The organism is Pseudomonas sp. GW456-E7 (genome assembly GCF_059424105.1).
This window is the reverse complement of the sequence record NZ_JBWKZB010000029.1, coordinates 25,467-46,491: the sequence shown is the minus strand read 5'-3', so window position 1 is coordinate 46,491 and position 21,025 is coordinate 25,467. Positions and strand designations below refer to the sequence as shown.

Genomic DNA, 21,025 nt, shown 5'->3' with positions numbered 1-21,025 from the left:
CCATGAACAGCATCAACGCGTTATCGCGCCGGGGTTTTCTCAAGGGCAGTGCTGTGCTGGGCGGCGGGCTGGTGGTGGCGTTTGTCATGCCCGGCGCCCACCGGTTCGCCATGGGCGCGGAGAATCAGGGCAACGTGTTTGCGCCCAACGCTTTCCTGCGCATTGGCAATGACAACAGCGTCACCGTGTTGCTCGGCCATTCGGAAATGGGCCAGGGCATCTGGACCGGCCTGACCATGCTGATTGCCGAGGAACTGGACGCCGACTGGTCGAAGATCCGTGTCGAGCATTCCCCGGCATCGGCCGCCGACTACGGCATGCCCGGGTTTGGCGGGATGCAGATCACCGGTGGCTCGACCTCGACCTGGATGGAATTCGATCGCTATCGTCTGGCCGGCGCGGCGGCGCGCTTGATGTTGATCGATGCCGCGGCCAAGCGTTTCAACGTCGCTCCCTCGCAGATTCATACAGAGTCGGGCGTGGTGGTTGCCGGTGAGCATCGCGCCACCTACGGCGAGTTGGCCGATGATGCCGGACAGCTGCCACCGCCGGACCCGGCCTCGATCAAACTCAAGGACGCGAAAGACTGGCGCCTGATCGGTAAACCCACAAAACGCCTGGACACACCGGAGAAAATCACCGGCCGGGCGAAATTCGGCATGGACGTGCAGTTCGATGGGCTGATGACGGCCATGGTCGCCCGTTCGCCCACCTTCGGCGGCAGCGTCAAATCCTTTGAAGGCGCCGAGGCGCTGGCGATTCCCGGCGTGCACAAAGTGGTGCAAGTGCCGACGGGCATTGCGGTGATTGCCGATCATTATTGGGCGGCGAAGCTGGGGCGCGATGCGCTGAAAGTCGAGTGGAACCCGGGGCCGAACGCGGGGCTCAATAGCCAGGCGCTGCTGGAAAGCTTCCGCAAACTCGCCGCCACCCCTGGCCTGAACGCCGGTCAGGCGGGCGATACCCAGGCTGCGCTGGCGAAAGCGGCCAGGACCATCGACGCCGAATACAGTGTGCCTTACCTGGCCCATGCGCCGATGGAACCGCTCAACTGCACCGTGAGCATCAGCAAGGACAAGTGCGAAATCTGGACCGGCACCCAGTTCCAGACCCTGGACCAGATGGTCGCCGGGCAAATCACCGGGCTCAAACCCGAACAGGTCGAGATCCATACCGAGTTTCTCGGCGGCGGCTTCGGGCGCCGGGCCAATCCGACCTCGGACTTCGTCAGCGAAGCGGTGCATGTCGCCAAGGCCGCCGGGATGCCGGTGAAAACCGTGTGGGCGCGGGAGGACGATATCCGCGGCGGCTATTACCGTTCGGCGTTCCTGCACCATGCGCGTATCGGGCTGGGCACTGACGGTCTGCCGCTGGCCTGGAAGCATGTGATGGTCGGGCAGTCGATCATGGCCGGAACCTCGCTTGAAGCGAGCATGGTCAAGGACGGGATCGACAAGACCTCGGTCGAAGGCGTGGCCGATAGCCCCTACATCGGAGGGCTGGCCAATCACCAGATCGAACTGCATTCGCCGAAAACCGGGATCAGCGTGCTGTGGCTGCGTTCGGTGGGACACACCCACACCGCGTTTGTCATGGAGTCGCTGATCGATGAGCTGGCCACGGCGGCCGGCAAGGACCCGGTGGAGTACCGGCGCACCTTGCTCAAGGACCATCCGCGCCACCTCGGTGTGTTGAACCTGGCGGTGGAGAAGGCCAACTGGAAGGCGCCGCTGCCCGATGGCCATGCCCTGGGTGTGGCGGTGCATGAATCCTTCGGCAGCTACGTGGCCCAGGTGGCCGAGGTGTCCCAGGACAATCTCGCCATCCGTGTGCACCGGGTGGTGTGCGCGGTGGACTGCGGCATTGCGGTCAACCCGCAGAGCATCGCCGCGCAGATGGAGTCGTGCATCACCTTCGGTTTGAGCTTCGCCTTGCACAGCAAGCTGACGCTCAAGGACGGGCAGGTGGTGCAGTCCAACTATCACGACTATCAGGTGCTGCGGCTCAACGAAATGCCGGTGGTCGAAGTGCATATCGTGCCCAGCAGCGATAAACCTGGCGGTATCGGCGAAACCGGTGTACCACCCACGGCGCCGGCGGTGGCCAACGCGGTGTTTGCCCTGACCGGGCAGCGCCTGCGCGAGCTGCCCTTGCAGCTGTCGGGGGTGTGAGATGAAACGTCATCACTGGTTGCTTGGGGCGGTGATCCTGGTCTGTCTCATCGCCTATGCATCGCACGTGTTCGCCGATGACCGAGAGGCCTTGCAGGCGTTCGACACCGTGCAGAAAGTCTTCCAGAGCCCCCGTTGCCAGAACTGCCACATTCCCGGGGATTCGCCGCTGCAATTCGATGCCGGTGTGCCCCATGCGATGAATGTCGTGCGTGGCATGGACGGCAAGGGCTCGGCCGGGTTGCCCTGTGCAACCTGTCATGCGCAAAGCAATCCACCGGCCAGTTATGGTCCTCATGCGCCGCCCGGGGCGCCACACTGGAGTCTGCCGCCGGCAGCGCAGCGGATGGCCTGGATCGGCCTGCCGGCCGACCGGCTGTGCACGATGATCAAGGATCGCGCCAGCAACGGCGACCGGGATTTCGCCGCGCTGATCAAGCACGTCAGCGACGACAAGCTGGTGCTGTGGGGCTGGAACCCGGGCGGCAATCGCGCGCCGGTGCCGGTGCCGCACGACATCTTCGTCAGCCAATTCAAACGCTGGGCCGACGCAGGAGGGCCGTGCCCGGTGGCGGGAAGCTGACCAACGGCACGCTTGCAGGGAGTCAATGCGGGTATGGGCGACTCTAAAGTGCATACCAGCAATGGGAGTGAACGATGTTGATCTCAGGCAAAACGGGCAAATCGGGCCGTTCCGCGAGCCCGTTGCTCACGCCACAGCAAGAACGGGAGCGGCTGCGTGAAATGGCGCGCCAGGCCGAACGAGAGTTGGCGGGCGTGCAAATGGCAAGCATGGATGAGCTGACGCTGCTGTCCAATCGCCATGGCTTCACCGCGCTGGCCCGACTCGGGCTGGAGGCTTGCCGGACGCTGGAGACGCCAGCGACGCTGCTGTACTTCTCCCTCGATGAGTTCAAGCGCATCAGCTATCTGTATGGCCGGGCCAAAGGTGACGATGCGCTCAAGACCTTCGCCGATGTCCTGCGTATCGGCTTTCGTGAAAACGATGTGGTCGGCCGGCTCGAAGGCGACCGCTTCGTGGCGCTGCTGACCGGGTCTGGCAGCGTTGAGATTGCGGCGATCAAGGCACGACTCAATGAGATACTCGATGAGCGCAACGCTGCGGCGCATCGCAGTTATGACATTCACTTCAGTGTTGTCCAGGTTGAATATGACCCGGTTGTTCATGGTTCGATCGAGGAGTTGCTGGGGGAGGCTGAGAGTGTGATGAGCCGTTAGGGCTGGACTGTGTACATATCCGTTTCTTCGGTAACGGCGGCTTATGGTTTCGCCCTTACGGCGAGTCACTTTTGGCAAACGCCCCAAAAGTAACCAAAAGGTCTCGCCCCTTACGTACGGCCCCTCGCTGAGGCTCGGGGTACCTTCGCTGCGGTATTCATCCGGGGGCATTGCCCTCCGGTCGGCTTCGCTTCGACCTACATGCAATGAGTTCGACTGCGTCGAACGGCGCTGCGCGCCCATCCCCGGATGAACACCTCCACTCAGCCTTCCGAGGGGGCGGGTGGATCAAGAGCTGCAGGCGAGCTAACGCTCGGCCTGATGAGTGGTGAAGAGCGTTTGTGTACGCGGACCTACTGTGGGGGCGAACCTGCTCTTCGGCTAAACGCATTCCTCCTGTAGGAGCTGCCGAAGGCTGCGATCTTTTGATCTTGATCTTCCGCCCTTTCAACTGTGTCAAAAATCAAATGCTGGAACTGGCTTGCCCGCGAAGGCGGCCTGACAGGCACCGCATATCTTTACTTGGCAAACAACTGCCCAATATCCTTGAACGCCTTGAACTCCAGCGCATTCCCGCAAGGATCGAACAGAAACATCGTCGCCTGTTCGCCCACCAGCCCCTGAAAACGGATCCCCGGCTCAATCACGAAGCGAGTTCCCAGCGACTTCAGCCGCTCGGCCAGCGCTTCCCACTCCGCCATCCCGAGCACCACGCCAAAATGCGGCACCGGCACATCGTGGCCATCGACGGCATTGGTGTGGGCTGCTTCTTGCGAAGGGTTTTTCGGTGCCAGGTGAATCACCAGTTGATGGCCGAAAAAATTGAAATCGACCCAATGGTCGCTCGACCGACCTTCTTCCAGGCCAAACACCGCGCCATAAAAGTGCCGGGCGGCGGGCAAGTCGTAGACCGGAATGGCCAGGTGAAAAGGGCAGAGTTGCATCGGGCGAACCTCGGTGGTGGGTGGGCGTGTGTAGAGTTTAGTCCTGTGCTTTTTGATTGAAAGACGATAATTTTTGCGTCGAGCTCAAATTATTTCGATCAATCGAGGCCGCCATGCTGCGAGAACTCAAAACCTTTGTCGCTGTGGCGCGTCACGGCACGTTTGCCGCGGCCGGTATGCACATCGGCCTGACGCAGTCGGCCGTGAGCGCGCAGATTCGCAACCTGGAGCAGGCCCTGGGCATTCGTCTGTTCGACCGCACCGGCCGCCAGGCGCTGCTCAATGCGGCGGGGCAGCGTGCGTTGCCGATGGCCAGGGAAATGCTCGAAACCTTCAACCGCATGGCGGTCAGTGACGATGTCAGCGAGTACCGTGGCGAGTTGAAAATCGGCGCGGTGGCGACCGTCCAGACCGGGCTGCTGCCCCAGGCGCTGCTGCGATTGCGCCAACAGGCGCCCTTGCTGGAGCCCAAGCTGGTGCCGGGTGTGTCACTGAACCTGCTGAGTCAGGTGGACACCGGAGAAGTGGACCTGGCGATCCTGATCAAGCCGCCATTCGAACTGCCCAAGGAGTTGTCCGCGCAGGTGATACGCCGGGAGCCGTTCGTGCTGATCGTACCGGCGGACCTGGACGGCGATGATCCGTTGCAACTGCTCGCCGAGCACCCGCATGTGCGCTACGACCGCAATTCGTTTGGCGGGCGACTGGTGACGCGGTTTTTGCGCGAACAGCAGATCGAGGTGCACGGGGCACTGGAGCTGGATGAGCTGGAGGCCATTGTCAAAATGGTTGAGTGTGGGTTGGGGATTTCGTTGTTGCCGCAGGCGGGGTTGTGGCTTGAGCATGGGGTCGGGGTGCGAGTCATTCCCTTGGGCGAGTTGACGTTCTATCGGGAGATTGTGTTGTTGCAGCGGTACAGCCAGCGAATGCAGCCGATTCAGCAGTTGTTCGCCCAATGCCTGACACAACACTGACCCTGTGGGAGCGGGCTTGCTCGCGAATACGGTGTGTCTTCAGCATTTATATCGACTGACACTACGCCTTCGCGAGCAAGCCCGCTCCCACATTTGATCGAGTCATGGCGGAAATCACAGGCATAAAAAACCCGCCAATAGAGGCGGGTTTTTCTTGGCTGACCGAAGATTACTCTTCGAGGCTGCCCATGGCCGTGGTGTTGAAGCCACCGTCCACGTACATGATTTCACCGCTGATGCCGGACGCCAGGTCCGAGCACAGGAAGGCGCCGGCGTTGCCGACTTCTTCGATGGTGACGTTGCGACGCAGCGGGGTTTGCGCTTCGTTGGCGGCCAGCATCTTGCGGAAGTTCTTGATGCCGGAAGCGGCGAGGGTGCGGATCGGGCCGGCCGAAACGCAGTTGACGCGGGTACCGTCCGGGCCCAGGGAGCCGGCCAGGTAACGTACGCCGGCTTCCAGGGAAGCCTTGGCCATGCCCATCACGTTGTAGTTCGGCATGGTGCGCTCGGCGCCCAGGTACGACAGGGTCAGCAGGCTGCCGTTGCGGCCTTTCATCATTTCGCGGCCGGCCTTGGCCAGGGCCACGAAGCTGTAGGCGCTGATGTCGTGAGCGATGCGGAAACCTTCACGGGTGGTGGCTTCGGTGAAGTCGCCGTCCAGTTGGTCGCCCGGGGCGAAGCCGACGGAGTGCACGATGCAGTCCAGGCCGTCCCACTTCTTGCCCAGCTCAACGAAGACCTTGGCGATTTCTTCATCGCTGGCCACGTCGCACGGGAAGCACAGCTCAGGGTTCGAACCCCAGCTCTGTGCGAACTCTTCGACACGACCCTTGAGTTTGTCGTTCTGATAAGTGAAGGCAAGCTCAGCGCCCTCGCGATGCATGGCGGCAGCAATGCCGGATGCGATGGACAGCTTGCTGGCGACACCGACGATCAGTACGCGCTTACCGGCGAGAAAACCCATGTGTTGCTCCTCTTTCAGGTTATTGCGCAGTGGCCGGAGCCAAAAAAGCGGCTTCCAGCAACTGCTGTGTATACGGATGTTGGGGGGCGGCAAAAATGCTTTGCGCGTCTCCCTGTTCGACCACTTGGCCATGCTTGACCACCATCAACTGGTGGCTCAGCGCTTTCACCACAGCCAGGTCATGGCTGATAAACAGATACGTCAGGTTGTACTTGGTTTGCAGCGAACGCAAAAGCTCCACTACCTGGCGTTGTACCGTGCGGTCGAGGGCCGAAGTCGGCTCGTCCAGCAAAATCAACGCCGGTTTTAACACCAATGCCCGGGCAATGGCGATTCTCTGCCGTTGCCCGCCGGAAAATTCGTGGGGGTAGCGGTGCCGGGTGTCCGGATCCAGGCCTACCTCCTTGAGTGCTGCAATGATCGCTTGTTCCTGTTCCGCCTCGGTGCCCATCTTGTGGATCCGCAGGCCTTCGCCAACGATGTCGTTCACGCACATCCGCGGGCTCAGGCTGCCGTACGGGTCCTGAAACACCACTTGCATCTGCCGCCGCAGCGGCCGGACCTGTTGCTGCGTCAGGCTGTCCAGCGGCTGGCCTTCAAAGCGAATGGCGCCTTTGCTGGCGATCAGCCGCAAAATCGCCAGGCCCAGGGTCGACTTGCCGGAACCGCTTTCACCCACTATCCCCAAGGTCTGGCCCTGGGGCAGGCTGAAGTTGATGCCGTCGACCGCCTTGACGTAATCCACCGTGCGCTTGAGCAAGCCTTTCTTGATCGGAAACCAGACTTTCAGGTCCTCGACCGCCAGCAAGGGCGGGCCGATCACGTTGCTTGCAGGCTTGCCGCCGGGCTCCGCTGCCAGCAGTTCCCGAGTGTACGGATGCTGCGGCGCGCGGAACAATTCTTCGCACGATGCCTGTTCGACGATGCAACCTTGCTGCATGACACATACGCGATGCGCAATTCTTCGCACAAGGTTCAAATCATGGCTGATCAGCAGCAGCGCCATGCCCAGTCGGGCCTGCAATTGCTTGAGCAATTCGAGGATTTTCAGCTGAACGGTCACGTCCAGCGCGGTGGTCGGCTCGTCGGCGATCAGCAGTTCCGGTTCGTTGGCCAGGGCCATGGCGATCATCACCCGCTGACGCTGGCCGCCGGACAATTCATGGGGCAGGGCCTTGAGGCGCTTGTGCGGCTCGGGGATGCCGACCATCTCCAGCAACTCCAGGGTGCGTTTGGTCGCGACCTTGCCAGTCAGGCCCTTGTGGATGCCCAGCACCTCGTTGATCTGCTTTTCGATCGAGTGCAGAGGGTTGAGCGAGGTCATCGGCTCCTGGAAGATCATCGCAATCCGGTTGCCACGAATGTGGCGGATGGTTTTTTCCTTCAGGTCCAGCAGGTTCTGCCCGGAATATTCGATGGTGCCGGAGGGATGGCGGGCGAGCGGGTAGGGCAACAGGCGCAGGATCGAATGTGCGGTTACCGATTTACCGGAACCGCTCTCGCCGACCAGGGCCAGGGTTTCGCCGCGCTTGATGTCGAAGCTGACGCCTTCGACGGCCCGCTGACAACGATTGCCGACGACAAATTCGACGGACAGGTTGCGCACTTCGATCAGATTGTCCTGATTCATTTCACTTCCTCGGGTCGAAGGCATCGCGAGCGGATTCGCCGATGAACACCAGCAGGCTCAACATCAGGGCCAGCACCGCAAAGGCGCTGATGCCCAGCCAGGGCGCCTGCAGGTTGGACTTGCCCTGGGCCACCAGTTCACCCAGCGACGGACTGCCCGCCGGCAGACCGAAACCGAGGAAGTCCAGGGCGGTCAATGTGCCGATGGCGCCGGTGAGGATGAACGGCATGAAGGTCATGGTCGAGACCATCGCGTTGGGCAGGATATGGCGGAACATGATCGCGCCGTTCTGCATGCCCAGGGCGCGGGCGGCACGCACGTATTCCAGGTTGCGCCCGCGCAGGAATTCGGCGCGCACCACGTCCACCAGGCTCATCCACGAGAACAGCAGCATGATCCCCAGCAGCCACCAGAAGTTGGGTTGCACGAAACTGGCGAGGATAATCAGCAGGTACAGCACCGGCAGTCCGGACCAGATCTCCAGGAAGCGCTGCCCGGCCAGATCCACCCAGCCGCCGTAGAAACCCTGCAAGGCCCCGGCGATCACACCGATGATCGAACTGAACAGGGTCAGGGTCAGGGCGAACAGCACCGAAATGCGGAAACCGTAGATCACCCGGGCCAGCACGTCGCGGCCCTGGTCGTCGGTGCCCAGCAGGTTGTCCGTCGAGGGCGGGGCCGGGGCCGGGACTTTCAGGTCGTAGTTGATGCTCTGGTAGCTGTAGGGAATGGGCGCCCAGAGCACCCAGGCGTCCTTGGCCTTGAGCAGTTCGCGGATGTACGGGCTCTTGTAGTTGGCCTCCAGCGGGAACTCGCCGCCGAAGGTGGTTTCCGGGTAGCGCTTGAGCGCCGGGAAGTACCAGTTGTCGTCGTAATGCACCGCCAGTGGCTTGTCGTTGGCGATCAGCTCGGCGCCCAGGCTGGCGCCGAACAGGATCAGGAACAGCCACAGCGACCACCAGCCACGCTTGTTGGCCTTGAACAGTTCGAAGCGCCGGCGGTTGAGAGGGGACAGGTTCATCTCAATGCTCCCGGCTTTCGAAGTCGATGCGCGGATCGACAAAGGTGTAGGTGAGGTCGCCGATCAGTTTCACCACCAGCCCCAGCAACGTGAAGATGAACAGCGTGCCGAACACCACCGGGTAGTCGCGGTTGATCGCCGCTTCGAAACTCATCAGGCCCAGGCCGTCGAGGGAGAAGATCACCTCCACCAGCAGCGAGCCGGTGAAGAAGATACCGATGAAGGCTGAAGGGAAACCGGCGATCACCAGCAACATGGCGTTGCGGAACACGTGGCCGTACAGCACGCGGTGGTTGGTCAGGCCCTTGGCCCTGGCGGTGATCACGTACTGCTTGTTGATTTCGTCGAGGAAGCTGTTTTTGGTCAGCAGGGTCATGGTCGCGAAGTTGCCGATCACCAGCGCGGTCACCGGCAGCGCCAGGTGCCAGAAGTAGTCGAGGATCTTGCCGCCCATGCTCAGTTCATCGAAGTTGTTCGAGGTCAGCCCGCGCAACGGGAACCAGTCCAGATAACTGCCGCCGGCGAACACCACGATCAACAGGATGGCGAACAGGAACGCCGGGATCGCGTAGCCGACGATGATCGCCGAACTGGTCCAGACGTCGAAATGGCTGCCGTGTCGCGTGGCCTTGGCGATCCCCAGCGGGATCGACACCAGGTACATGATCAGGGTGCTCCACAGCCCGAGGGAGATCGACACCGGCATCTTTTCCTTGATCAGGTCGATGACCTTGGCGTCGCGAAAGAAGCTGTCGCCGAAATCCAGCGACGCATAGTTCTTGACCATGATCCACAAGCGTTCCGGCGCCGATTTGTCGAAGCCGTACATGTGCTCGATTTCCTTGATCAGCGCCGGGTCCAGACCCTGGGCGCCGCGATAGGCGGAACCTGCCACCGAGACTTCGGCACCGCCGCCGGCGATGCGGCTGGTGGCGCCTTCGAAGCCTTCGAGCTTGGCGATCATCTGTTCCACCGGCCCGCCCGGTGCGGCCTGGATGATCACGAAGTTGATCAGCAGGATGCCGAACAGGGTCGGAATGATCAGCAACAGTCGACGAAAAATGTACGCCAGCATCTGATTACTCCGTGCCCGCAGGATCGGCCTGCAGTATGGTTTCGACTTCTATCGCCGGCTTGATGTCGGGCTTGACCCACCAGGTGGCCGTGCCGATGTCGTATTTGGGCGAGACCTTCGGGTGGCCGAGGTGGTTCCAGTACGCCACGCGCCAGGTCTTGATGTGCCAGTTGGGTATTACGTAATAGCCCCATTGCAGAACGCGGTCCAGCGCGCGGGCATGGGCTACCAGGCTTTTGCGCGAATCGGCGTTGATCAGTCGCTCGACCAGTTGATCGACCACCGGATCCTTGAGCCCCATGGAATTGCGACTGCCGGGTTTGTCGGCGGCGGCCGACATCCAGAATTCCCGTTGTTCGTTACCCGGTGAGTTGGACTGCGGGAAGCTGCCGACGATCATGTCGAAGTCCCGGGAGCGCACGCGGTTGATGTACTGCGAGACGTCGACCCGGCGGATCACCAGGTCGATACCCAGGTCGCTGAGGTTGCGCTTGAACGGCAGCAGCACCCGTTCGAATTCGGTCTGGGCCAACAGGAACTCGATGACCACCGGCTTGCCGGTGGCGTCGACCATTTTGTCATCGACGATGCGCCAGCCGGCTTCCTGCAGCAGTTGATAGGCTTGCCGTTGCTGGGCGCGGATCATGCCGCTGCCGTCGGTGCTCGGGTTCTGGAAGGCTTCGCTGAACACTTGCGGTGGCAGCTTGGCGCGGAACGGCTCGAGGATCGCCACCTGCTCGGCGTCAGGCAGGCCGGTGGCAGCCATTTCCGAGTTCTCGAAGTAACTGCGGGTACGCACATAGGCCCCGTTGAACAGTTGCTTGTTGGTCCATTCGAAATCCAGCAACAGTGACAAGGCCTGGCGTACGCGCACATCCTGGAACACCGGGCGGCGCATATTGAACACGAAGCCTTGCATGCCGGTCGGGTTGCCGTTGGGAATCTGCTCCTTGACCAGTCGGCCTTCGGTGACCGCCGGGATGTTGTAGGCATTGGCCCAGTTCTTCGCGGTCATTTCCAGCCAGTAGTCGAACTGCCCGGCCTTGAGGGCTTCCAGGGCGACGGTGTTGTCGCGGTAGTAATCGGTGGTCATCACGTCGAAGTTATAGAAACCGCGATTGACCGGCAGATCCTTGCCCCAGTAATCCTTGACCCGCTCGTAGCGCACCGAGCGCCCGGCCTTCACTTCGCCGACCTTGTAGGGGCCGCTGCCCAACGGGATCTCCAGGTTGCCCTTGTTGAAGTCGCGGTCGGCCCACCAATGCTTGGGCAGCACCGGCAACTGGCCGAGGATCAGCGGCAGCTCGCGGTTGTTGGTGTGCTTGAACTTGAACAGCACGGTCAGCGGGTCTTCGGCGATCACTTCGGCCACGTCGTTGTAGTAACCGCGGTACATCGGTGCGCCGTCCTTGGTCAGCATCTGGAAGCTGAACACCACGTCTTCGGCGCGTACCGGATGGCCGTCATGGAAGCGAGCTTCGGGGCGCAGGTAGAAGCGCACCCAGCCGTTGTCCGGGGCCTTCTCGATCAGCCGGGCGATCAGTCCGTACTCGGTGAACGGCTCGTCCAGGCCTTGCTTGGCCAGGGTGTCGTAGATGATGCCGATATCATCCGCCGGCACGCCTTTGCTGATGAACGGGTTGAGGCTGTCGAAGCCACCGAACCCGGCCTGGCGGAAGATCCCGCCCTTGGGCGCGTCGGGATTGACGTAGTCGAAGTACTTGAAGTCGGCCGGGTATTTCGGCGGCTCGTTGTACAGGGTCACGGCGTGTTGCGGGGCGGCGCAGGCCAGCCCGGCGAACAACAGGCCGCTGGCCTGCAGGAGCAGGGTGCGGATGGGGTTCATTGATCTTTCTCCGAAGATTTCAGCCACCACGCATTCAGGCCCAGGGTGTAGGGCGGCGTGGTGACAAAGGCGAGCCGGTTGCGGTACGCCAGACGGTGATAATTGAGGTACCAGTTGGGAATGATGTAGTGCTGCCACAGCAGCACGCGGTCAAGGGCCTTGCCGGCGGCGACTTGCTGGTCTCTGGTCTGGGCGGCCAGCAACTGTTCGAGCAGATGGTCGACCACCGGGTTGGTAATGCCGGCGTAGTTCTTGCTGCCCTTGACCCCGGCCTGGCTGGAGTGAAAGTACTGCCATTGTTCCAGGCCCGGGCTGAGGGTCTGGTTGAGGGTCATCAGGATCATGTCGAAATCGAACTGGTCGAGGCGCTGCTTGTATTGCGCGCGATCGACCGTGCGCAGCTGCGCATCGATGCCGATGCTGGCGAGGTTCTCGACGTAGGGCTGGAGGATGCGTTCCAGGTTCGGGTTGACCAGCAACAACTCCAGGCGCAAGGGTTGGCCTGTGGCGTTTTGCAGGTGCTGGCCATTGAGCTTCCAGCCGGCTTCGGCGAGCAGGCCGAGGGCTTTGCGCAAGGTCTCCCGGGGGATAGCGCGGCCATCGGTCTGGGGTAGGCTGAACGGCTCGGTAAAGAGCCTGGCCGGCAGCTGTTCACGGTAGGGCTTGAGCAACAGCCATTCATGTCCGACCGGCAAGCCGCTGGCCGAGAACTCGCTGTTGGGGTAATAGCTCATGGCGCGCTTGTAGGCACCGCTGAACAGCGCGCGGTTGGTCCATTCAAAGTTGAACATCAGCCCCAGCGCTTCACGGACCCTGGCGTCCGAGAAAGTCGCCCGGCGGCCGTTCATGAACAGGCCCTGGGTCTGGGTCGGGATCTGGTGGGGGATCTGTGTCTTGATCACGTCACCGCGGCGTAGGGCGGGAAAGTTGTAGCCGGTGTCCCAGTTCTTCGCCTGATGCTCGATATAGATGTCGAACTCACCGGCCTTGAACGCCTCGAACGCGACGTCGCTGTCGCGGTAGAACTCGACTTCCATACGATCGACGTTGTACTTGCCGCGATTGACCGACAGGTCCTTACCCCAGTAATCCTTGACCCGTTCGAAGACGATCTGGCGTCCTGGCGTGACCGACGTGACGCGATACGGCCCACTGCCCAGTGGCGGATCGAACGTGGTGGCCTTGAAGTCACGGCCTTTCCAGTAGTGCTGTGGCAACACCGGCATTTCGCCCAGGCGCAGGATCAGCAGCGGATTGCCGGCACGCTTGAACACGAAACGGATGCGCTGCGGGTTGAGGATGTCGACCCGCAGCACCTCCTGAAGGTTGGTGCGGTACAGCGGATGCCCTTCCTTGAGCAGCGTGCGATAGGAGAACGCAACGTCGAAGGCGGTAATCGGCGTACCGTCATGGAAGCGTGCTTCAGGACGCAGGTTGAACACCACCCAACTGCGGTCCTCGCTGTACTCCACCGACTGGGCGATCAGGCCATAGCTGGACGCGGGCTCGTCACCCGACGGCGCGTACTGCCCGGTGCCGACCATCAGCGGTTCGTTGAGTTCGTTGATGCCGTATTGCAGGAAGTTCGGCGTGGTGACCGGGCTGGTGCCCTTGAAGGTGTACGGGTTGAGCGTATCGAAGGTGCCAAACGCCATCACCCGCAACGTACCGCCTTTGGGCGCTTGCGGGTTGACCCAGTCGAAATGGGTAAATCGGGCCGGGTACTTGAGCGTGCCGAACTGCGCATAACCATGGCTTTCGCTGATCGTCGCGCTTGCGGTGGAGCTCAAGGCCAGGCTGATCAGGAGCAGGGGCAGGGGACGCTTCAAATAGGAGATCCGATCCAGGCGGCTTGGGCTTTGTGGACCGTACAGTAACAGCTTGTATGGACAGGAAAAAGACAGGGGATTAATGCGCAATATCGGTCGGGCGACAATCCCTGTGGGAGCGAGCTTGCTCGCGATGGCGGCGTGTCAGTCGCCATCAATGCAAACTGATACACCGTCATCGCGAGCAAGCTCGCTCCCACAGGTTCTTGCACTGCCCACAAAAACTGCGCAGGCATAAAAAAGCCCCTGAAATCAGGGGCACTTTTTTAATGCGGATTGGCCACCGTCAACATCTGGCCGGGCTTCAGCGCCTGGCCGACACGAGGATTCCAGCGCTTGAGGTGCTGCATCTCGACGTTGAAGCGCTTGGCCACGAGGGCCAGCGAATCGCCTCGCTGGACCTTGTACTTGGTCTGCTGCTTTTTGGAGTTGGCGGCAATCACGGTGTTGACGCGCCCGGAGCTGCGTTTGCTGTTGTCCTGCATGACCAGGGTCTGGCCGGGCTTGAGATTCTTGCCGGTCAATTTGTTCCAGCGTTGCAGGTCCTTCACGTCAACGTTGTTGGCCTTGGCGATGGAGCCGAGGTTGTCACCCCGTTTGACCCGGTAGGAGCGCCTGGCGCTGGCGACCTGGGTGTCGTCGGCGCCCTCGAAGACCGGCTTGAGCGATTTCTTGCTGATCAGCTCTTCAGGGCGCATGGTCTGCAGGCTGCTGGTCAGCAGTTGCGCCTTGGAGGTCGGCACCAGCAGGTGCTGCGGGCCGTCGATGGTGGTGCGCTGCTTGAAGGCCGGGTTGAGCTGGAACAGTTCGTCTTCGTCGATGTTGGCGACTTCAGCGACCTTGGACAGGTCCATGCGCTGATTGATTTCGACGACCTGGAAATAGGGTTGGTTGGCGATCGGGTTGAGGTTCACGCCGTAGGCTTCCGGCGCCATCACCACTTGCGACAGCGCCAGCAGCTTCGGCACGTAGGCCTGGGTTTCGGAGGGCAGCGGCAGGTTCCAGTAGTCGGTCGGCAGGCCGAGACGCTCGTTGCGCTCGATGGCCCGGCTGACGGTGCCTTCACCGGCGTTGTAGGCCGCCAGGGCCAGCATCCAGTCGCCGTTGAACATGTCGTGCAGGCGGGTCAGGTAATCCAGCGCGGCGGTGGTCGACGCGGTGATGTCGCGGCGGCCATCATAGAAACGGGTCTGGCGCAGGTTGAAGTAACGCCCGGTGGACGGGATGAACTGCCAAAGACCCACCGCGTTGGCCCGAGAGTAGGCCATCGGGTTATAGGCACTTTCAATCACTGGCAGCAGGGCCAGTTCCAGCGGCATGTTGCGCTCTTCAAGGCGTTCGACGATGTAGTGAATGTAGAGGCTGCCACGTTCGCCGGCGTTTTCGAGGAAAGACGGATTGCTGGCGAACCACAGGCGCTGCTGCTCGATGCGCGGGTTGACACCCAGCCCGTCCTGCAACTGGAAGCCCTGGCGCATACGCTCCCAGACGTCCTGTGGAATTTGCGGGCTGGGCTTTTCGCTGAGCCAGATCGGCTTCTGCTTGGCGCGCGCGGCGATGTTCTGCGTGTGCGCCGCATCGGTCTGCGGCGCATGGCTGGAACAGCCCGCCAGGGTGGCGGACACAGCCACCGCAATGGCTTGAGCCAGGCGGGTCAATGCGTCGGAACTGATGGCTTTGCGAATAGGTGACGACATTGGCTGGAAGTAAGTTCCGGGCAAAAATGTCGGGCGATTCTAGAAAGCGCACCCTGCGCGGTCAACCTTTCAGAATTGTTACAGCCTTGGGGGACGCCTTTAGAACGTGTCTTTCCACGCTCGCAGCGCAGCAAAAACCATATCGGGCGCCGAGTTATCGGTGCCGGTCCGTTCGTCCGCTTTTTCTTTAACGGATGTTTCAGCGGCGCGCAAAAACGGGTTTGTGAGCTTTTCCAGTGCCAGTGTCGACGGCAGCGTCATGATCCCGGATTCCCGTTGGCGGGTGACTTTGGCCAGGCGTTCGGCCGTGTCCGGATTGTTCGGTTCGACGGCTGCGGCAAACTTCAGATTGCTCAGGGTGTATTCGTGGGTGCAGTAGACCAGCGTGTCTTCCGGCAGCGCAGCGAGGCGTGTCAGCGAGCTGTACATTTGCTGTGGCGTGCCTTCGAACAACCGCCCGCAGCCGGCGGCAAACAGGGTGTCGCCGCAGAACAGCAAACCGTGATGGTAATAGGCGATATGCCCCAGGGTGTGGCCGGGGACCGCGAAGATATCGAAGTCCAGCCCCAGCACGCTGATACGGTCGTTATCCTTGAGCGCAACCTCCCGGGCCGGGATCGTTTCGCTGGCCGGACCATAGACTTTCGCGTCCGTCGCTTTTTTCAGCTGTTCGACCCCGCCGACGTGGTCATGATGGTGGTGAGTGATCAAAATATCACTCAGTACCCAGCCCGGATTTGCCGTGAGCCAGGCGTGTACCGGGGCGGCATCACCCGGGTCGACCACCGCGCAGCGTTTGCTGCCGTGGTCTTGTAACAGCCAGATGTAGTTGTCGGTGAAGGCGGGTAGGGCTGTGATCTGTATCATCGTCGGATTCGCCAAGCGGAAAACAATGGCGCATCTTAGAACTTCCTGGCGCGTTGGAGAATGCAATGACTGATAAAGCGTTCGCACAGGCTGATCCTGACTGGCTGGCGTTGATCAGCGCCGCCCGCGAGTGGCTGGAAGGTCCGATCGGGCAATTCCTGCTGGACGAAGAGCGGCGCATGCTCGAAGACGAGCTCGGGCGGTTCTTTGGTGGCTATCTGGTGCATTACGGCCCCTCGGCCCAGACCCCGCCGTCAGCGCCGCAGGTGCAGCGTAACGTACGCCTTGGCGCGCCGTTGCCGGGGGTCGAGATCGTTTGTGAGGAGCAGGCCTGGCCGCTGAGCGAGCACGCCGCCGATGTGGTGGTGCTGCAGCACGGCCTCGATTTCTGTCTGTCGCCCCACGGTTTGCTGCGCGAGGCGGCAAGCAGCGTGCGACCCGGTGGGCATTTGCTGATCATCGGCATCAATCCCTGGAGCAGTTGGGGCCTGCGGCATGTGTTTGCTCAGGATGGGCTGCGCAAGGCGCGCTGCATTTCGCCGTCACGGGTCGCGGACTGGCTGAACCTGCTGGGCTTCGCGCTGGAGAAACGCCGCTTCGGGTGCTATCGTCCGCCGCTTGCGTCACCGGCGTGGCAGGCCCGCCTGGCCGGTTGGGAGCGCAAGGCCGGTGACTGGCAACTGTCGGGCGGCGGCTTCTATTTATTGGTGGCGCGCAAGATCGTGGTGGGCCTGCGACCGGTCCGTCAGGAGCGGCGCGAGCCGATGGGCAAGTTGATTCCTTTACCGATGGCCAAGGTCAACCGTCGCAACATCGAACCGTAATACACACTTTTCATTTGCGGCCGGGCCTGTCCCGGCTTCGGGCGTCGTCGATCTGCGATCGGCGGGCCAGCGCATTTTCTGGATAGATTGGCATGAGCGATAGCGTAGAACTGTTCACCGACGGCGCCTGCAAGGGCAATCCTGGCCCTGGCGGCTGGGGCGCACTGCTGGTGTGCAAGGGCGTTGAAAAGGAACTCTGGGGCGGCGAAGCCAATACCACCAACAACCGTATGGAGCTGATGGGCGCGATCCGTGGCCTGGAAGAGCTCAAGCGTCCCTGTGAGGTGCTGCTGGTGACCGACTCCCAGTACGTGATGAAAGGCATCAACGAGTGGATGGACAACTGGAAGAAGCGCGGCTGGAAAACCGCGGCGAAGGAGCCCGTGAAAAACGCCGACCTGTGGAAATTGCTCGACGAGCAGGTCAACCGCCACAAGGTCACCTGGAAATGGGTGCGCGGGCATATTGGCCATCACGGCAACGAACGCGCCGACCAGTTGGCCAACCGTGGCGTCGATGAAGTGCGTGGGTACAAGCAGGGCTGATTTGGGCTCGACTGCTGGACCGAGTCGCGGCCTTCGCGAGCAGGCTCGCTCCCACAGTTGATCTCCATATGCCGAAGAGCCCTTGTGGGAGCGAGCCCGCTCGCGAAGGGCGCAACACGGTCCACCTGAAAGACCCCGGCGAGCGTGTTAACATCGCCGCTTTTGCACGATTGACCGATTGAGAGCTGAGCACTGATGGCCACCAGATCCGTTGTACTCGACACCGAAACCACCGGCATGCCGGTGACCGACGGCCACCGGATTATTGAAATCGGTTGTGTCGAGTTGATCGGCCGACGCCTGACGGGCCGGCACTTTCACGTGTACCTGCAGCCCGATCGCGAAAGTGACGAGGGCGCCATCGGCGTTCACGGCATCACCAACGAATTCCTCGTGGGCAAGCCGCGTTTTGCCGAGGTGGCCGAAGAGTTCTTCGAGTTCATCAAGGGCGCGCAGCTGATCATCCATAACGCGGCGTTCGACGTTGGCTTCATCAACAACGAATTCGCCCTGATGGGGCAGCAGGACCGCGCGGACATCACGCAGCACTGCACGATCCTCGACACCCTGATGATGGCCCGGGAGCGTCACCCGGGGCAGCGCAACAGCCTCGACGCCTTGTGCAAACGTTATGGCGTCGACAACTCCGGCCGTGAACTGCACGGCGCCTTGCTCGACTCCGAGATTCTCGCCGACGTCTACCTGACCATGACCGGCGGGCAGACCAGCCTGTCCCTGGCCGGTAACGCCTCCGATGGCAATGGCTCCGGTGAAGGGGCGGACAATTCGGCCACCGAGATCCGTCGTTTGCCGGCGGATCGCCAGCCGACGCGCATCATCCGCGCCAGCGAAGACGACCTGGCCCGCCACGCGGCGCGCCTGGAAATCATCGGCAAATCCGCTGGTGCCCCGGCGTTGTGGGTGCAGTTGGCAGAGGCTGAAGCGCAGCAGGCGTAGGGGCATGGAAAAAAGATCGCAGCCTTCGGCAGCTCCTGCAGAGAAAAGCGTTCCCTGTAGGAGCTGCCGAAGGCTGCGATCTTTTGATCTTCGAATAACCGCACCGCTCGCCACTTGCGCTGCAACACTCTACCCTGAGGTGATTGGCAGGCTCTGGTCTGCCGCCTCAGGACACTGAGCCTCATGTATAAAGATTTGAAATTCCCGGTCCTGATTGTCCATCGCGACATCAAGGCCGACAGCGTCGCCGGCGACCGCGTGCGGGGGATTGCCCGGGAGCTGGAGCAGGAAGGGTTCAGCGTCGTTTCGGCGGTGGACTACACCGAAGGACGACTGGTGGCGTCGACCTATCATGGCCTGTCCTGCATGTTGATAGCGTCCGAGGACGCCAGCACCCATTCGCATTTGTTGCAAAACATGGCCGAACTGATCGGTCTGGCGCGAGTGCGTGCGCCGGATCTGCCGATCTTCGCCCTGGGCGAAAAAGTGACCCTGGAAAACGCGCCCGCCGATGCCATGGCCGAGCTCAACCAGTTGCGCGGCATTCTTTACCTGTTTGAAGACACCGTGCCTTTTCTTGCCCGGCAGGTAGCCCGCGCCGCGCGCAAATACCTCAATGGCCTGTTGCCGCCGTTCTTCAAGGCTTTGGTGCAGCACACCGCGGATTCCAATTACTCGTGGCACACCCCCGGTCACGGCGGAGGGGTGGCGTATCACAAGAGTCCGGTCGGGCAGGCGTTTCACCAGTTTTTCGGGGAAAACACCCTGCGCTCGGATCTTTCGGTATCGGTGCCGGAGCTCGGTTCCTTGCTCGATCACACCGGCCCCCTGGCTGAAGCCGAGGCCCGCGCAGCCCGCAACTTTGGTGCCGATCACACCTTTTTCGTGATCAATGGCACATCCACCGCCAACAAGATTGTCTGGCATTCGGTGGTCGCTCGCGATGACCTGGTGCTGGTGGATCGCAATTGCCACAAGTCGGTGCTGCACTCGATCATCATGACTGGCGCGATCCCGCTGTACTTGTGCCCGGAGCGTAATGAGCTGGGGATCATCGGCCCGATTCCCCTGAGCGAGTTCAGCCGCGAATCGATCCAGGCCAAGATCGACGCCAGTCCGCTGACCAAGGGGCGCTCACCGAAGGTCAAGCTCGCCGTAGTGACCAATTCGACCTATGACGGCCTCTGCTACAACGCCGAACTGATCAGGCAGCAACTGGGCAACAGCGTCGAGGTGCTGCACTTCGACGAGGCCTGGTACGCCTATGCGGCGTTCCATGAGTTTTTTGCCGGGCGCTACGGCATGGGCACGTCCCGCGCTGAAGACAGTCCGTTGGTGTTCACCACCCACTCCACCCACAAGTTGCTGGCGGCCTTCAGTCAGGCATCGATGATTCACGTGCGCGATGGCGGCGCTCGGCAACTGGACCGGGATCGCTTCAACGAAGCGTTCATGATGCACATCTCGACCTCGCCGCAGTACGGCATCATCGCCTCGCTGGATGTGGCTTCGGCCATGATGGAAGGGCCGGCCGGGCGTTCGCTGCTGCAGGAAATGTTCGACGAAGCCCTGAGCTTTCGCCGGGCGCTGGCTAACTTGCGCCAGCATATTGCCGCTGATGACTGGTGGTTTTCGATCTGGCAACCGCCGTCGGCGGAAGGCATCGAGCGGGTCGTCACCGAGGACTGGTTGCTGCAGCCGGAGGCCGACTGGCACGGCTTTGGCGGCGTGACCGATGACTATGTGCTGCTCGACCCAATCAAGGTCACGCTGGTGATGCCGGGGCTGACGGCCGGTGGCGCCCTCAGCGAGCGCGGGATTCCGGCGGCGGTGGTCAGCAAGTTCCTTTGGGAGCGTGGCCTGGTGGTTGAGAAGACCGGGCTGTATTCGTTCCTGGTGTTGTTCTCCATGGGTATCACCAAGGGCAAGTGGAGCACGCTGCTCACTGAATTGCTGGAGTTCAAGCGCAGCTATGACGCCAACGTCAGTCTGGCCAGTTGCCTGCCTTGCGTGGCGCAGGAAAACGTCGCGCGGTATCAGGGCATGGGGCTGCGTGATCTGTGCGATCAGTTGCATGCCTGTTATCGCAGCAATGCCACCGCCAGGCACCTCAAGCGCATGTACACGGTACTGCCGGAAGTCGCGATGAAGCCGGCGGACGCCTATGATCAATTGGTGCGCGGTGAAGTCGAGGCGGTGTCGATCGATGCGCTGGACGGACGGATCGCCGCGGTGATGCTGGTGCCGTATCCACCCGGCATTCCGTTGATCATGCCGGGTGAGCGCTTTACCGAGTCGACCCGCTCGATCATCGATTACCTGGCGTTTGCCCGCACGTTCGATAGCAGTTTCCCGGGGTTCGTTGCTGATGTGCACGGATTGCAACATGAAGATCAGGGCAGTGGGCGGTGCTACACCGTCGATTGCATCAAGGAGTGAGGA

General features: G+C 61.6%; 17 protein-coding genes. 8 read left to right on the top strand and 9 right to left on the bottom strand.

The window, feature by feature from the left end; all coding sequences use genetic code 11:
* Window positions 1-2: 2 nt before the first annotated feature.
* The 3 genes from AC07YV_RS18665 to AC07YV_RS18655 all read left to right on the top strand — a co-directional run bounded on the left by AC07YV_RS18665 (window position 3) and on the right by AC07YV_RS18655 (window position 3,410).
* Window positions 3-2,171 (top strand): xanthine dehydrogenase family protein molybdopterin-binding subunit, encoded by a 2,169-nt coding sequence (locus AC07YV_RS18665; protein ID WP_102700586.1) that lies wholly within the window; start codon window positions 3-5, stop codon window positions 2,169-2,171.
* Window position 2,172: 1 nt separating this feature from the next.
* Window positions 2,173-2,754, top strand: a complete 582-nt coding sequence (locus AC07YV_RS18660) for a hypothetical protein (protein ID WP_102700587.1) — start codon at window positions 2,173-2,175, stop codon at window positions 2,752-2,754.
* Between the two features lie 74 nt (window positions 2,755-2,828).
* Window positions 2,829-3,410 carry a GGDEF domain-containing protein gene (locus AC07YV_RS18655; protein WP_102700588.1) on the top strand — a complete coding sequence of 194 codons (582 nt, stop codon included), beginning with the start codon at window positions 2,829-2,831 and terminating at the stop codon, window positions 3,408-3,410.
* Between the two features lie 518 nt (window positions 3,411-3,928).
* On the opposite strand, the gene AC07YV_RS18650 is transcribed toward AC07YV_RS18655, so the two are convergent.
* Window positions 3,929-4,354 (bottom strand): VOC family protein, encoded by a 426-nt coding sequence (locus AC07YV_RS18650; protein ID WP_102700589.1) that lies wholly within the window; start codon window positions 4,352-4,354, stop codon window positions 3,929-3,931.
* Between the two features lie 113 nt (window positions 4,355-4,467).
* On the opposite strand from AC07YV_RS18650, the gene AC07YV_RS18645 reads away from it, so the two are divergent.
* Complete coding sequence (locus tag AC07YV_RS18645; protein WP_102700590.1) at window positions 4,468-5,328, top strand: LysR family transcriptional regulator; 861 nt, start codon at window positions 4,468-4,470, stop codon at window positions 5,326-5,328.
* 169 nt (window positions 5,329-5,497) lie between these two features.
* Here the strand turns inward: AC07YV_RS18645 and fabI are convergent, their stop codons facing one another.
* The 8 genes from fabI to gloB form a co-directional block, all read right to left on the bottom strand.
* Window positions 5,498-6,292 carry an enoyl-ACP reductase FabI gene (fabI, locus tag AC07YV_RS18640; protein ID WP_007979113.1) on the bottom strand — a complete coding sequence of 265 codons (795 nt, stop codon included), beginning with the start codon at window positions 6,290-6,292 and terminating at the stop codon, window positions 5,498-5,500.
* 19 nt (window positions 6,293-6,311) lie between these two features.
* Window positions 6,312-7,922, bottom strand: a complete 1,611-nt coding sequence (locus tag AC07YV_RS18635; protein ID WP_102700591.1) for an ABC transporter ATP-binding protein — start codon at window positions 7,920-7,922, stop codon at window positions 6,312-6,314.
* Between the two features lies 1 nt (window position 7,923).
* A complete protein-coding gene (locus AC07YV_RS18630; RefSeq protein ID WP_102700592.1) occupies window positions 7,924-8,943 on the bottom strand; it encodes an ABC transporter permease in 1,020 nt (339 codons plus the stop codon).
* 1 nt (window position 8,944) lies between these two features.
* A complete protein-coding gene (locus tag AC07YV_RS18625) occupies window positions 8,945-10,018 on the bottom strand; it encodes a microcin C ABC transporter permease YejB (RefSeq protein WP_007979116.1) in 1,074 nt (357 codons plus the stop codon).
* 4 nt (window positions 10,019-10,022) lie between these two features.
* A complete protein-coding gene (locus tag AC07YV_RS18620) occupies window positions 10,023-11,864 on the bottom strand; it encodes an extracellular solute-binding protein (RefSeq protein ID WP_102700593.1) in 1,842 nt (613 codons plus the stop codon).
* Window positions 11,861-13,681 (bottom strand): extracellular solute-binding protein, encoded by a 1,821-nt coding sequence (locus AC07YV_RS18615; RefSeq protein ID WP_494990340.1) that lies wholly within the window; start codon window positions 13,679-13,681, stop codon window positions 11,861-11,863. The genes AC07YV_RS18620 and AC07YV_RS18615 overlap by 4 nt, the downstream gene beginning before the upstream one ends.
* A 278-nt stretch (window positions 13,682-13,959) precedes the next feature.
* Window positions 13,960-15,390, bottom strand: a complete 1,431-nt coding sequence (locus AC07YV_RS18610; protein ID WP_102700595.1) for a transglycosylase SLT domain-containing protein — start codon at window positions 15,388-15,390, stop codon at window positions 13,960-13,962.
* Between the two features lie 99 nt (window positions 15,391-15,489).
* Window positions 15,490-16,257: a hydroxyacylglutathione hydrolase gene (gene gloB / locus AC07YV_RS18605; RefSeq protein ID WP_102700596.1), complete on the bottom strand. Its 768-nt coding sequence runs from the start codon at window positions 16,255-16,257 to the stop codon at window positions 15,490-15,492.
* Between the two features lie 65 nt (window positions 16,258-16,322).
* On the opposite strand from gloB, the gene AC07YV_RS18600 reads away from it, so the two are divergent.
* The 4 genes from AC07YV_RS18600 (at window position 16,323) to AC07YV_RS18585 (ending at window position 21,022) form a co-directional block, all read left to right on the top strand.
* Window positions 16,323-17,081: a class I SAM-dependent methyltransferase gene (locus tag AC07YV_RS18600; RefSeq protein WP_007979122.1), complete on the top strand. Its 759-nt coding sequence runs from the start codon at window positions 16,323-16,325 to the stop codon at window positions 17,079-17,081.
* Window positions 17,082-17,173: 92 nt separating this feature from the next.
* A complete protein-coding gene (rnhA, locus tag AC07YV_RS18595) occupies window positions 17,174-17,626 on the top strand; it encodes a ribonuclease HI (protein WP_007979123.1) in 453 nt (150 codons plus the stop codon).
* A 195-nt stretch (window positions 17,627-17,821) separates the two neighbouring features.
* Complete coding sequence (gene dnaQ / locus AC07YV_RS18590; protein WP_102700597.1) at window positions 17,822-18,583, top strand: DNA polymerase III subunit epsilon; 762 nt, start codon at window positions 17,822-17,824, stop codon at window positions 18,581-18,583.
* A 183-nt stretch (window positions 18,584-18,766) separates the two neighbouring features.
* Complete coding sequence (locus AC07YV_RS18585; RefSeq protein ID WP_102700598.1) at window positions 18,767-21,022, top strand: Orn/Lys/Arg family decarboxylase; 2,256 nt, start codon at window positions 18,767-18,769, stop codon at window positions 21,020-21,022.
* Window positions 21,023-21,025: the final 3 nt, after the last annotated feature.